This is a genomic window from Leptotrichia trevisanii DSM 22070 (assembly GCF_000482505.1).
Classification (GTDB): Bacteria; Fusobacteriota; Fusobacteriia; order Fusobacteriales; family Leptotrichiaceae; genus Leptotrichia; species Leptotrichia trevisanii.
Genome location: NZ_AXVL01000053.1, coordinates 1 through 12,186, shown reverse-complemented (window position 1 = coordinate 12,186; position 12,186 = coordinate 1). Strand labels below are relative to the sequence as shown.

Annotated in this window: 18 protein-coding genes; 2 read left to right on the top strand and 16 right to left on the bottom strand. The window is 28.2% G+C overall.

The annotated features are described in order from the left end of the window. Together K324_RS0108885 and K324_RS0108880 are read right to left on the bottom strand one after the other, a co-directional pair. A partial coding sequence (locus K324_RS0108885; RefSeq protein WP_026748840.1) for a ShlB/FhaC/HecB family hemolysin secretion/activation protein occupies nucleotides 1-1,637 on the bottom strand: 1,637 nt, incomplete at its 3' end. Nucleotides 1,638-1,877: 240 nt separating this feature from the next. Next, nucleotides 1,878-2,066, bottom strand: coding sequence for a recombinase family protein (locus K324_RS0108880; RefSeq protein ID WP_026748839.1), 189 nt, complete (start codon nucleotides 2,064-2,066; stop codon nucleotides 1,878-1,880). Between the two features lie 61 nt (nucleotides 2,067-2,127). On the opposite strand from K324_RS0108880, the gene K324_RS0108875 reads away from it, so the two are divergent. After that, nucleotides 2,128-3,018, top strand: a complete 891-nt coding sequence (locus K324_RS0108875; RefSeq protein WP_026748838.1) for a Fic family protein — start codon at nucleotides 2,128-2,130, stop codon at nucleotides 3,016-3,018. A 66-nt stretch (nucleotides 3,019-3,084) separates the two neighbouring features. Then, entirely contained in the window at nucleotides 3,085-3,330 is a 246-nt protein-coding gene (locus K324_RS0108870) for a type II toxin-antitoxin system RelE family toxin (RefSeq protein WP_026748837.1), read from the top strand. A 132-nt stretch (nucleotides 3,331-3,462) separates the two neighbouring features. Here K324_RS0108870 and K324_RS16405 read toward each other — a convergent pair whose 3' ends face one another. The 14 genes from K324_RS16405 to K324_RS0108805 all read right to left on the bottom strand — a co-directional run bounded on the left by K324_RS16405 (nucleotide 3,463) and on the right by K324_RS0108805 (nucleotide 12,105). Then, nucleotides 3,463-3,615 carry a hypothetical protein gene (locus tag K324_RS16405; protein ID WP_232056068.1) on the bottom strand — a complete coding sequence of 51 codons (153 nt, stop codon included), beginning with the start codon at nucleotides 3,613-3,615 and terminating at the stop codon, nucleotides 3,463-3,465. A gap of 5 nt (nucleotides 3,616-3,620) precedes the next feature. After that, nucleotides 3,621-4,085, bottom strand: coding sequence for a replication initiation protein (locus tag K324_RS14650; RefSeq protein ID WP_269472646.1), 465 nt, complete (start codon nucleotides 4,083-4,085; stop codon nucleotides 3,621-3,623). Beyond that, complete coding sequence (locus K324_RS16545) at nucleotides 3,988-4,275, bottom strand: RepB family plasmid replication initiator protein (RefSeq protein ID WP_269472647.1); 288 nt, start codon at nucleotides 4,273-4,275, stop codon at nucleotides 3,988-3,990. Before K324_RS16545 ends, K324_RS14650 begins: the two co-directional genes overlap by 98 nt. 426 nt (nucleotides 4,276-4,701) lie before the next feature. Next, complete coding sequence (locus K324_RS0108860) at nucleotides 4,702-5,127, bottom strand: hypothetical protein (protein ID WP_026748836.1); 426 nt, start codon at nucleotides 5,125-5,127, stop codon at nucleotides 4,702-4,704. 89 nt (nucleotides 5,128-5,216) lie between these two features. Further along, the gene (locus tag K324_RS0108855; RefSeq protein WP_026748835.1) at nucleotides 5,217-5,840 is read right to left on the bottom strand and encodes a hypothetical protein; all 624 of its coding nucleotides are present in this window, start codon (nucleotides 5,838-5,840) and stop codon (nucleotides 5,217-5,219) included. A 1-nt stretch (nucleotide 5,841) separates the two neighbouring features. Beyond that, nucleotides 5,842-8,592 carry a hypothetical protein gene (locus K324_RS0108850; protein ID WP_026748834.1) on the bottom strand — a complete coding sequence of 917 codons (2,751 nt, stop codon included), beginning with the start codon at nucleotides 8,590-8,592 and terminating at the stop codon, nucleotides 5,842-5,844. 479 nt (nucleotides 8,593-9,071) lie between these two features. Then, nucleotides 9,072-9,281 (bottom strand): hypothetical protein, encoded by a 210-nt coding sequence (locus K324_RS0108840; protein WP_026748833.1) that lies wholly within the window; start codon nucleotides 9,279-9,281, stop codon nucleotides 9,072-9,074. Between the two features lie 31 nt (nucleotides 9,282-9,312). Continuing rightward, nucleotides 9,313-9,597: a hypothetical protein gene (locus tag K324_RS16400; protein WP_026748832.1), complete on the bottom strand. Its 285-nt coding sequence runs from the start codon at nucleotides 9,595-9,597 to the stop codon at nucleotides 9,313-9,315. Between the two features lie 83 nt (nucleotides 9,598-9,680). After that, on the bottom strand, nucleotides 9,681-9,875 hold the full coding sequence (locus K324_RS16395; RefSeq protein WP_026748831.1) for a hypothetical protein: 195 nt from the start codon (nucleotides 9,873-9,875) through the stop codon (nucleotides 9,681-9,683). Between the two features lies 1 nt (nucleotide 9,876). Further along, nucleotides 9,877-10,245, bottom strand: a complete 369-nt coding sequence (locus K324_RS0108825) for a hypothetical protein (protein ID WP_026748830.1) — start codon at nucleotides 10,243-10,245, stop codon at nucleotides 9,877-9,879. A 4-nt stretch (nucleotides 10,246-10,249) separates the two neighbouring features. Beyond that, nucleotides 10,250-10,528, bottom strand: coding sequence for a hypothetical protein (locus K324_RS0108820; protein ID WP_026748829.1), 279 nt, complete (start codon nucleotides 10,526-10,528; stop codon nucleotides 10,250-10,252). A 96-nt stretch (nucleotides 10,529-10,624) separates the two neighbouring features. Then, nucleotides 10,625-11,227 carry a hypothetical protein gene (locus tag K324_RS0108815; RefSeq protein ID WP_026748828.1) on the bottom strand — a complete coding sequence of 201 codons (603 nt, stop codon included), beginning with the start codon at nucleotides 11,225-11,227 and terminating at the stop codon, nucleotides 10,625-10,627. A gap of 1 nt (nucleotide 11,228) precedes the next feature. Further along, on the bottom strand, nucleotides 11,229-11,501 hold the full coding sequence (locus K324_RS0108810) for a hypothetical protein (protein WP_026748827.1): 273 nt from the start codon (nucleotides 11,499-11,501) through the stop codon (nucleotides 11,229-11,231). Between the two features lie 58 nt (nucleotides 11,502-11,559). Beyond that, a complete protein-coding gene (locus K324_RS0108805) occupies nucleotides 11,560-12,105 on the bottom strand; it encodes a hypothetical protein (protein WP_026748826.1) in 546 nt (181 codons plus the stop codon). Nucleotides 12,106-12,186 lie beyond the last annotated feature (81 nt).

The window sequence follows — 12,186 nt, the reverse complement described above, 5'->3', positions numbered from 1 at the left end:
TCCCTGTTGTACTTTGCAGCCCCGTATCCATAATTAACATATGGAGAAACAACCGCAAATTTCTTAACTGGAATATTGTATGCAATCTCATTGCTGATTTCTATAGCCTTATCTCCCTGAATGGACTCCCTTGTATGATAGCCCCCGACACTTCCGACGCCGCCTATTGTCTGCCTTTCACTTCCATAAAGCACATCATTTGAATAGCTTCCATAAACATTTGCCCTGTAGACAAATTTATTCGTTATGGGCTTGTAGTAGCTAAGATTCATACTGTATTTATGAAACTGTGCTTTCGGGGTAGTTTCTATCTTCCCGCTATCCCTTTCAGCATTAAATATTTTAAGTCCCCTCTCATATCCGAAAGAGCTTCCAAAAATCCCTCCGAAAAGTGAAGTTGTAGCATTAAGGCTTAAAGTACCTATAGCAAGCTTCCTGTCAGACAGTGCCGACTTTTCAAGATAGCTCTGGTTATGCTTTCTTTTAATCCCTAAATCAAGACTGACCTTGCTTTTCTGATTCCTGAACAGTATTTTTTCCAGATCGGCAGACAACGTATGGCTGCCTGAATACATGTCATATACTGTATTTGCCGAATAGAAGCTGCTTTCCTGAATACTTTTACTTGAATTAAGTTTTAAGGTGTAAGTCCTGAATTTCATCGTATATCCAAAATTAAACATATCAAGCCGTCTTTTATATGGTAATTTGTCCCCATTTGCAGGATTATATCCAGTTGGCCCGATTGGCAAAATCTCCCCTGGCTGCAGCTGCTCAATAGTCTTTTTCCAGCTTCTGTCGGGATTTTTCTTAGGAACAGTCATGTATGTGAAATAGAAATTATCTCCTATCCCAAGAGGGCTGTCAATATTAAGGTTAATCCCTCTTCTCCATATTCCATTCTGCTTACTGTCCCCATAATTATTAGTTAAAATTCCAACAGTATATTTATTCTTTAATCTGTTTTTCACTTCAATTCTTGAATAGTTTTCTTTTCTTCCTGGAAGAACTTCCATAGTCATATTGTTGGCATTGATTGAGTTAAAGTTGTCAGTCGCCGTGTCAATGTCCCTGATATTAAGGATTTTCCCCTTATTCCTAGAAAACATAAAAAATTCCTTATACTTATCAAGCCCATTGCCGGAATTAATCCTTATATCCTCAATTCTGCCGGCAACAATTTCTAAATTTAAAATCCCAGTGGTTAAATCATTATTCTTGTCAAAGTTTACAGTAGATGTAGTATATCCTTTAGAAATTAGTTTATTTGTAAGATCTGTAAGAAGGTTTCTAATGTCATTGGAACTAAGTTCAAGATAGATATATTTTCCAGTAATTCTATCCTTTTCTCTTTGAGATAACAGTTTATCATCATCTTTTAAATTAATCATTTTAATTAAAAATTTATTAGAATTGCTGTTGTCGCTTTTAATATCATTATTGATTTGTATCTGAGAATTATCAAATTTTGTATTCTCAAATTCTCTTTGCATTTTCTCCTGCCGCTGCCTGATTCTCTCCTGTTCAAGCTGTCTCTGCTGGATGTCAATAATTCTGTTAGCTTCATTAACTGGAGCGGTAAAAGCAAGATTTGCAAGCAAAAACGCACAAAAAATCACTATTTTTTTATATCCCAAAACTTACCTCCTTTTTAATTAAGTTTTTTTATTATATCATTTGTTAAATAGAAAATCAATAAAAATATCATATACTATAGGGCAAAATAATTGATAATTTGGAAAAAATGTAGCACAATTAGTTGAATGGTTGTTGTTTGTCATAATTCAATTATACCATTTTGCCGAGATTTTATCTCGGTTTTAAAAAAAAAGAAGAAGCTGAACTCAAAATTTTAATCATTTTGAGACAGCCCCTTTTTATTTACTCTTTTTTATCAATTTATTTCTCATTCCGTAAAGTTTTTCGCTAAATGAATGAATTATGGAAATAATATCTTCTGCTAATTCTTCCTGAATTAATCTTCCTTTTATACCATTAGAAATAATTTCAACTTTTGTTTCAAATTTTTCAAAAAAAGTACTGTTCCGACAATCAATATATTTCATTCCAATAGTATTGATATTATTCCGATAAAATAGTATACTATGAAAAGATTGGAGGGATTTTATGTATATTACAGTTAAACAAGCTTCTGAAAAATGGGGAATATCTGATAGAAGAGTAAGAGTTTTATGCTCTGAAGGGAAAATACCTGGTGCATATCAAGAAGGAAGAACTTGGAAAATACCATATGATGCAATAAAACCAATTGATGGAAGATATAAAATTACAGGAACGCTTATTCCAATATTAGAAGAAAAATTAAGCAATCTTAAAGCAAGAAGACCTTTAACAGAAGGTGAACTGGAAAGATTAAATGAAGAATTTTTAACAGAATATACCTATAACTCAAATGCAATTGAAGGGAATACTTTAACTTTGCGTGAAACAGACATGATTCTTAAAGGGCTTACCATTGATCAAAAATCATTAAAGGAGCATTTGGAAGTAATTGGACACAAAGAAGCATTTGAGTATGTAAGAAAACTTGTTAGTGAAAATGTTGAAATATCTGAAAAGATAATTAAGGATATTCACTATTTGGTATTGGCTGATAAGAAAGAGGATAGAGGAGTATATAGGAGAGTTCCTGTTAGAATCATGGGTGCAGCTCATGAACCTGTACAACCATATCTAATTATTCCTAAAATGGAAGAATTATTAGAACAATACAAAAATAGCAAGGAAGACATTGTAACTAAGCTTGCCCGTTTTCATATAGAATTTGAAGGTATTCATCCTTTTATTGATGGAAATGGAAGGACTGGAAGATTATTAATAAATTTAGAACTTATGAAGGAAGGATATCCACCGATAGATATCAAGTTTACTGATCGGTTGAGATATTATGAAGCTTTTGATGAATATCATGTAAAGCACGATATATCAGCAATGTCAGATATGTTTGCTAGATATTTAAATCGGAGACTAGATTTATATTTATCTATTTTAGATTAAGTAAAAATTTAAAAAATTATAATTGAATTTTTAAATAACAAACTAAATTTTTCAATCTACAATTAAATATTTGAAAATAACAAGACTTATCTATCTACTAAAACAGATGAATTTGTAAAAAAGAGAATAAAAATTTATTTAGAAAATATTGCAGAAGATCCACGCAGTAAAGGAAAAATGTTGAAAGCAAATAGAAAAGGACAATGGAGATACAGAATAGGAGATTACAGAGTTATTGTAAATATTCAAGATGAAAATTTAGTAATACTGGTGTTAGAAGTAGGGCATAGAAAAAATATCTATAATAGTTGATACTGAGGCTGTTTTATAAAGTTAATTTTATGAAATAGCCTTTTTTAGTATTAACTTCTAGTATTAAAAAGTACCAAAATAATAAAAAATTGTAATCTAAAATAATGCAAATATTTATCATTTTTGAACTTCTTATATCACATATTTCCTGAACCTGTTCTCAAAATGTTCCATGCTGTTAAAGTTAAAATTCTGCTCATAAAAATCATCAACATTCTGAATTTTAACAACTACCATTCCATTTTTCTGTTCATTTATTGACTTTATTGTCAAGGTGTTAAACATTCCAGTTACTCCATCACTTTTCTGTGAATGAAAAAGTCGGCAGGACGTCCTCTTCCTTTTGTATTATATGTTTTCTGAATTTTTAATACATACTTTTCTTTAAGTTCCTTTTGTATTGGCTTTAAGACTTTTACATCAATATCACACATTCGATAATTTACAGGAATATCCATTAATCTTTTAAATTCATCTAAATTAACACTCCAAAAGCCTGTACTTCTGAACTGCTTCATTCTTCTGTAAAATTCTTTGGTGTAGCTTGACTTTAATCTCACAAATTCTTCCAGTTCAAATCTTGTCCAATTACTAGGTTCAAACTCATTTAGTAAAAATTTAAACCTTTCACTTACTGCAATTGTCAAATTTTGCGTTTTAGCATTTATTACAAATTCCTGAAAAAGTGCAAATTGGATTATAAGCTCTTCTGTCTGAAAAGTATAATTTAATACAAGCAATTTTTTTATTAACATTCATTATTATTGTCATATTTTTTTCAAGTCTTATAAGTTTTTTTAACTCATTAAATGAAAAATTTAAAATTTTAGTTCCATTATCCCTTACTTTATGAAGAATTGTCATTAATAAATTTAATTCTTCAGCTGTAAATTTTCTAAGTTCCTGATTATTAAAATCATTTTTATATTTTACAATTTCATTCAATTAAAAACACCTCCTAATGTATTTAATTATACCACAATTTTAAATTTAAAACAACTAATAACTACTATTTTAAATTTAGTTGTTTTAAATACTGTGATTTTTGGGTAAAAAGTTGTTATTAAGTGGGTAAAAAAGCGTTTTTAAATGGGTAAAATGTCGTTTTAAATGTCAAAATAATGGGTAAAAAGTTGTTTTTTAACACATTCAGCTCCTTTATTCATCGCTGTTTGCGAGTACCTAAAAAGGATAATATAAAAGATATATATAAGAGGTATAATAAAAAGAGACTAATTTAATAAATTAAATAAATATTTTTATAAAATTTATTGGGTAAAAAGTTGTTTTAAAAATTCAAATTATATGTAATATTAAAAAAATAACCGCTGTCTTTTACAACAACGATTATTTAAAAACTTAATTTTTATTCTATTCTGAATAAATTAAAATAGTTTCAAAAGTTCCGCCATCATCAACTTTTTTCTTGTCTGATGATGTCATATTTTGATTTATGGCTTTTTTTACTGCACTGTCTAAATTATCTTCAGTTCCATTTACAAATACTTTTAAATTTTTATTGTTATCAAAATTTGATAATTTTTCTAAAGTGTATTTGTATTCGCCATTCTTTTCTTTTCTGTAAATAATTTTATAGGTTGAACTATTCATCTTTTTCAATGCTTCTGAACTTATTATGTTCGCCTGATTAAAATTCAATACATTTTCTAAATTATCTTCAACTTTATCAGCCACAACTTGCCTTGAAGTATTATTTATTTTTATCACTTCATTACTTTTAGCACATAAATTTAAACAGCACATTATAACTGTAATTCCTAATAATATTTTTTTCATTTTATTTCCTCCTTCTTTTCACGAATTATTGAATAGTTATCAAAAAAATTAATAAATTATTTATCCGAAATTGAGGTACACTCCACTTTTTACCAATCTTTCATAAATTCTAAATAAAAATTTTTCAATTTTTCATGCTCTTCAATATTTATATAACCATCTGTATATGCAATATTAACGAAAGCATAAGTATCTTTATCAATTTCTTTTATAAGAGTATCAGAATATCTTCTGGCCGGTTCTTCTTTTGGTAATTTAGCTTTTATTATATAAGTTTTTTGATCTAATTTAATACTTGCTAATTTCATTTTTTCTCCTAATTTTGCATTTACAATTACTATAGGTAGCAGTACTTTTTGATTTTGTAAAAATAAATTTCCATCAGAAACAGATAACCAATCCACACGTTTACCTTCAACTTCAATAACACTAGAATTTTTATTAACAAGTCCAGCACGCCAATCAAGATATGAATTTTTATACTTTGTTAATTTAAAGCCCTCAGGAACAGATATATCCGTTCCAGAAGGTAATTTTAACATTATCTTTTTTTTAGTGAGAAGAGGTGTTAAATTCTCTAATTTGGAAGTAAAAGGATTATTTCCAGATCCAGGTGCAAGTCCATAATCCATAACAAAGGATGATATAGTAAAACACGAACTTAAACAGAAAATACTTAATAAACATAATATCAATAATTTTAATCTTCTCATTTTAATTACCCACTCTTTCTCTTAATTTCTTTAACTGTTCATTTATACTTTGAGATTTTTCTCTATTTATTTCAGGTTTCGGCATATTTAAACCTTCATTAGGATTGATATTCTTATATGGATTATTTCTTGGAAAATCTTTATTTAGCTGTTCTATTAGTATATTATCTCTCGCCTCAAACAAATCCTTATCTCTATCTTTTCCATAATCTGCATTCACTCTTGGAACAGTTTTTAACATTTCTATTACATTCGTTATTCTTTGATTTTTTAAATCTTTTTGTTTATTAACAGCATTATTATAGTTAGTTCTATTTTCTTCTGAGTTTGACTGTTTTAAAATATCCTGTTTCGTTTTTTCTAATTCCATAATTTGATTTGCAATTTCTATATCCTTATTAAAATACATTCCATGATGGTTATTTATGTAGTTTTGAAATTTACTTAATAGTCTAATGTCTACATCTTTGATAGTTTGATATTTATTTAATTCTTCAAACCCTTTTAGATTTTGTGTTTTCACAATAGTTTTCATATCATCTAAAGTAAAATCACTTTCTTCTCTAACTCTTTTTTCTTTTTCAATTCCTGTATGCGGTAATTCATAGATGTTATAAACTTGTATTGTTGATGTTGCTTCTCCAGCTATTGAAATTCCATGAAATTTTTCTTGATAAAATTCTCTATCTCCTTTTTTTATAGCAATATCATAATTTGATAAATCAATATCTGTCATTTCAGGAACTACTTTAAATATGCTTTTTGCATGTTCACTTGTAATCCAGTCATCTTTATTTGCTGAAGACCCTATATTTATAACGCTATTTTTTGTAGCTCCAACTTTTTCTGATAATGCGTCAAATACTTTATTTGCCTTTGGACTTCCTGTATGTGACAATTCCAAATGATTTCCATTAAGGAATGCAAATTTTTCGCCTTTATTTACCATGTCATTCAATGCTCCTTCAAGATTTATATTTCCCTGACTGTATCCTCTGACTTCGTAGGTAACGTTTGGATCATAAGTGCTTAGTGCATCCTTCATTCCTCTTGATACCCCTGTTGTCAAGCCAAAATTTTGTGGACTACCGTTTTGCATTTTCCCAACAATGCTTTCTATTCCATCCCAGATACGTCCTCTAGTTTTGTTATAAACCAGTCCAACTTCAAAGGTTTCATTAGGATTATTTTTTAACCGCTCATAATCCTCTTTAGTCATATATTGATTTATGGCATTTGCACCTGCTCTTTCAAGCTCTTCAGCCATTCCGTTGGCGAATACTCTTACTTTTCCTTTTTCATCAGGTGTCAGTTCACCAAGACGATCTATAAGTTTATATTCTGTTACTATTTTTCCATTTGCATCAACCCTTGCTACTAATTTATATATTGGATTCTTGTCTTTTATAAAGGTTTTAACAATTTGTTCACCTACTCCACCGTATTGTCCAGATGTTGGAATTATTCCAGCTTCTTGATTATAAAGTGTAAAATCAATAAAATCCTCAACTTGTTTTATAGTTTTAAAAGTTGCTTCCCTGAATGTTTCTTCATTACTTTTTCCGGCAACAAACTGTGGAATAAAGGAAATTTTATCAGTAAACTTACCAATAGTTCCTGCATTTTCTGAAATTATTGGTTTTTTTTTATTAAAATACAGTCTATGATGTTCTGAAACGTACTTATTGAATGCTTTATACATTTTAGGATAATTATAATATAAATCCTGCATTGACTTGACATTTTCTAATCCTTCAAAACCTTTTAAATCTTGAGTTTTTACTATTTTTTTAACTTCATCAATATTAAAATCTCCTTGTATTGGTTTCTTGTTTTTTTTATCAATTCTATAAAGTTCTGGTAACCCTACTAAGGCATATTCCTGATGTGTTTGTAATGCCCCTCCTATAATCGGAGTTTTTGAAATCTCATTTTTTGGTGGTTTTTTCTCGTATTCAGCAACAGCTTCATCAAAATTTTCTGTCATTCTTAAAGGAGACATTTCAGAAATCAATCCTTTTACTAGTCCAGCTGTTTCACTTGTAACCATATCCTTTATATTAGAAGCTGAGCCAATATTTACAACACTTCCTTCTTTAGCTCCAGCTTTTTTTGCTAAGTCATCATATACCATATCTGCCTTTGGACTTCCTGAATGTGATAATTCTAATCTGTTATTACCAATGAATGCAAACTTTTCACCTTTATTTATCATATCATTTAATGCTCCTTCAAGGTTTATATTCCCTTGACTATATCCTCTGACTTCATAGGTAACATTTGGATCATAGGTACTTAGAGCATCCTTCATTCCTCTTGACACACCTGTTGTTAAGCCAAAGTTATTTGGGCTACCATTTTGCATTTTTCCAACAAGACTTTCAAATCCATCCCAAATACGTCCTCTAGTCTTATTATAAACCAGTCCAACTTCAAAGGTTTCATTAGGGTTATTTTTTAACCTTTCATAATCTTCTTTAGTAATATATTGGTTTATAGCATTTGCACCTGCTCTTTCAAGCTCTTCAGCCATTCCGTTGGCAAATACTCTTACTTTTCCATTTTCATCAGGTGTCAATTCGCCAAGACGATTTATAAGTTTATATTCTGTTACTATTTTTCCATTTGCGTCAACCCTTGCCACTAGTTTATATATAGGATTCTTGTCTTTTATAAATGTCTTAACCAATTGTTCTCCTACTGCACCGTGTTGTCCAGATGTCGGTATTAGTCCAAGTTCTTGATTAAGCATTCCAAAATCAATTGCATCCTCAACTTGTCTTATAGTTTTAAAAGTTGCTTCCCTGAATGTTTCTTCATTACTTTTTCCGGCAACAAACTGTGGAATAAAGGAAATTTTATCAGTAAACTTACCAATAGTTCCTGCATTTTCTGAAATTATTGCATTAACTTCTCCCCATTCTCTTCTTTCATCGTTGTAATCTATTCTGACTCTTTTTACTTCTACATCTCTTGTCTTTTCATCAGATTTAGATATATCACGATTTACACCAACTGTGCCTTGATTAGTAACTATAGTTCCATTTCCGATAGTTGCTCTGCTTACTTTTTCAACTTCACTTCCTGCAAATCCTGCTCCGCCGTCATTTTCTTATCTTTCAGCAATTCTTCCTTGTCTATAAATATCTCTTCTTGTGATATTTGCATTTGCATCCAGTGCCAAGAAATTATCCTTGCTTACAATATCACGTGCTTCAATTTCATTAGCTTTTACAATTTTGATAATTTTTCTAAAGTATATTTGTATTCACCATTCGTTTCCTTTTTGTAAATAATTTTAAAAGTTGAAGAAGCATTTACTTGCTTTAACGTTTCTGAACTAATAACATTTGCTTGATTAAAGTTTAATAATTTTTCGGCAGATAAATTTATGCTGAATATAGCAATCAATGTTAACAATATAAGGTTTATTTTTTTCATATTTTCCTCCTTTTTTTTTATTCAAAACTTTTTACCAATCTTTCATCAATTCTAAAAAGAAATTTTTAGAAATTTCTTTCGTATCATCAAAACTTGTAACGGCAAAAGCATTGTCATTAATTTTTTTTATAATTTGATTCAATTTAATTTTTTTACTCCCATATTCAAATTTGTTAGAATATGTATTTTTATTTATTTTAACTAAATTTTCTTTTTTTGCAAATTCTTCAAAATTTTCATTATAAATATGAATTGGTAGTAAAATGGATTTTCCTAGATAATATCCAGATAATTCAAGTGATTTTTTTTTATTCAATGTTTCATTAAGAAGACTATTATCACTATTCTTTAACCATAATCCTTCAGGTATAGAAATTTGTATTTTACTACTTCCAATCTCTATTTTTTTTTGTTTTCACTAAGAATTAATGTATTTAATCTCTTATTATCACCATAATAATAAGGACTTTCAGATTTAGGAGGAGGTAATAAACCATCCCCCTGCATTGAACCTATGATTGCAGCTGTTGCAAGACAGGAATTTAAACAGAAAATACTTACCAAAATCAATAATATAAACTTCAACTTTTTCATCTTAATTACCTACTCTTTCTCTCAATTTTTTTAACTGTTCATTTATATTTTGAGATTTTTCTCTATTTTTTTCAGGTTTTGGCATATTTAAACCTTCATCAGGATTGATATTCTTATATGGATTATTTCTTGGAAAATCTTTGTTCAGCTGTTCTGTTAAGGCATTATCTCTCGCATTAAACAAATCCTTATCCATATCTTTTCCATAATCTGGATTTACTCTTGGAACATTCATAAGCATATCCTTTACATTTTCCTTTCTTTGATCAATTAATCTTTTTTGTTCTCTCAAAGCATTTTCATATTTTTCTCTGCTATCTTTTTCCTTATGGTTTTTCAAACTTTCTATTTTAATCTCTTCCTGTTTCATAATATCAACAGCAATACCTACATCCTAAATTATCTTCAGTTCCATTTACAAATACTTTTAAATTTTTATCGTTATCAAAATTTGATAATTTTTCTAAAGTATATTTGTATTCACCATTCTTTTCTTTTTTGTAAATAATTTTATAAGTTGAAGAAGCGTTTACTTGCTTTAACGTTTCTGAACTAATAACATTTGCTTGATTAAAGTTTAATAATTTTTCAGCAGATAAATTTATGCTGAATATAGCAATCAATGTTAACAATATAAGGTTTATTTTTTTCATATTTTCATCCTTTCTTTGTTTAATCAAATCTTCCTGTTTCAAATCTTAATAACAACACTTAAAATTTATTTAACAATTTAATATCTAAATATTTAATTACCAATCTTTTGTCAGTTCTAAATAAATTTTTATTCTTTCTTGATTCTTTTCATCCGTTAGTACACTACCACTAGAAACGACCGAATAAACTAAAATTTGATTATCAATTTGTTTTAAAAAAGCATCACCATATCCTTTTTTTGCTTTAGCTAGATATGTGTTTTCTTTTAATTTTTTCAAATCTTCAAAATTATCAGCAATATCTTCTATTTTAGGGTTTTTATTTATACCTAAAGTCAAAGCAAAATTTTCCTTTTTGTTATATATGATAAATTCAGGATCTCCTATTCTTAAATATATTGAACCATAAAATTTAGGAAAATGATCATCATATTTTCTTTTAATTTTATCATATTCTATTAATTCAAAGCCTTCTGGAATATAAATTTCTTTATTGGTACCCTCTATTTTTACCTTTACTTTTTTATTTAAAAATATCTGAGGAAAATCTTCTATATTTTCCAAAAAGAGATATTTAGGTTTAGGAGGAGGCAATAAACCGTCCCCCTGCATTGAACCTATGATTGCAGCTGTTGCAAGACAGGAATTTAAACAGAAAATACTTAATAAACATAATATCAACAATCTTAATTTTTTCATCTTAATTACCTACTCTTTCTCTCAATTTCTTTAACTGTTCATTTATATTTTGAGATTTTTCTCTATTTTTTTCAGGTTTTGGCATATTTAAAACTTCATCAGGATTTGTATTCTTATATGGATTATTTCTTGGAAAATCTTTATTCAGTTGTTCTGTTAATGCATCATCTCTTGCTTTAAATAGTTTTTCATCCTTATCTTTTCCATAGTCCGGATTTACTCTTGGGACATTCATAAGCATATCTTTTACATTGTCCTTTCTTTGTTTAATCAATTCTTCCTGTCTCCTAATATTAACAACAATACTTGAAACTTATTTGATTAAATATTTTTTACCAATCTTTCATCAACTCTAAAAAGAAATTTTTAGATTTATCATTCATATCAACAATACTAACAACAGCAAAGACATTATCATCAATTTTTTTAATAATTTGATCTAATTTTCTATTTTTACTATTTTTTTCAAAATTTAAATAAGTATTTTCATTTAGTTTAACTAAATTTTCTGTTTTTAAAAATTCTTCAAAACTTTCATTGAAAATAAATATTGGTAAAAATATTTCTTTTTCTAAATAATATCCGTGTAATTCGAACGATTTTTTTTCATATAAATAATTATTAATAAGTCCATTTGATTCTTTTAACTTTAACCCACTTGGTATAGAAATTTGTACATTACTATTTCCAATCTCTATCTTTTTTTTATTTTCAGTAAGAAGTAAAGTATTTAATTTCTTATTATTACCATAATAATAAGGACTTTCAGGTTCAGGATAAGGTAATAAACCTTCCCCCATCATTGTAGCTATTGTAAAACAAGAATTTAAACATAAAATACTTATCAAAATTAATAATATAAATTTCAACTTTTTCATCTTAATTACCTACTCTTTCTCTCAATTTTTTTAACTGTTCATTTATATTTTGAGATTTTTCTCTATTTATTTCAGGTTTTG

Coding starts and splice junctions, on each gene's coding strand:
- K324_RS0108880 (WP_026748839.1), bottom strand. CDS start 2,066: ATGAAATATATTGATTGTCGGAACAGTACTTTTTTTGAAAAATTTGAA.
- K324_RS0108875 (WP_026748838.1), top strand. CDS start 2,128: ATGTATATTACAGTTAAACAAGCTTCTGAAAAATGGGGAATATCTGAT.
- K324_RS16405 (WP_232056068.1), bottom strand. CDS start 3,615: ATGTTTAACACCTTGACAATAAAGTCAATAAATGAACAGAAAAATGGA.
- K324_RS14650 (WP_269472646.1), bottom strand. CDS start 4,085: ATGTTAATAAAAAAATTGCTTGTATTAAATTATACTTTTCAGACAGAA.
- K324_RS0108860 (WP_026748836.1), bottom strand. CDS start 5,127: ATGAAAAAAATATTATTAGGAATTACAGTTATAATGTGCTGTTTAAAT.
- K324_RS0108855 (WP_026748835.1), bottom strand. CDS start 5,840: ATGAGAAGATTAAAATTATTGATATTATGTTTATTAAGTATTTTCTGT.
- K324_RS0108850 (WP_026748834.1), bottom strand. CDS start 8,592: ATGCTTAATCAAGAACTTGGACTAATACCGACATCTGGACAACACGGT.
- K324_RS0108840 (WP_026748833.1), bottom strand. CDS start 9,281: ATGAAAAAAATAAACCTTATATTGTTAACATTGATTGCTATATTCAGC.
- K324_RS16395 (WP_026748831.1), bottom strand. CDS start 9,875: ATGAAAAAGTTGAAGTTTATATTATTGATTTTGGTAAGTATTTTCTGT.
- K324_RS0108825 (WP_026748830.1), bottom strand. CDS start 10,245: ATGAAACAGGAAGAGATTAAAATAGAAAGTTTGAAAAACCATAAGGAA.
- K324_RS0108820 (WP_026748829.1), bottom strand. CDS start 10,528: ATGAAAAAAATAAACCTTATATTGTTAACATTGATTGCTATATTCAGC.
- K324_RS0108815 (WP_026748828.1), bottom strand. CDS start 11,227: ATGAAAAAATTAAGATTGTTGATATTATGTTTATTAAGTATTTTCTGT.
- K324_RS0108805 (WP_026748826.1), bottom strand. CDS start 12,105: ATGAAAAAGTTGAAATTTATATTATTAATTTTGATAAGTATTTTATGT.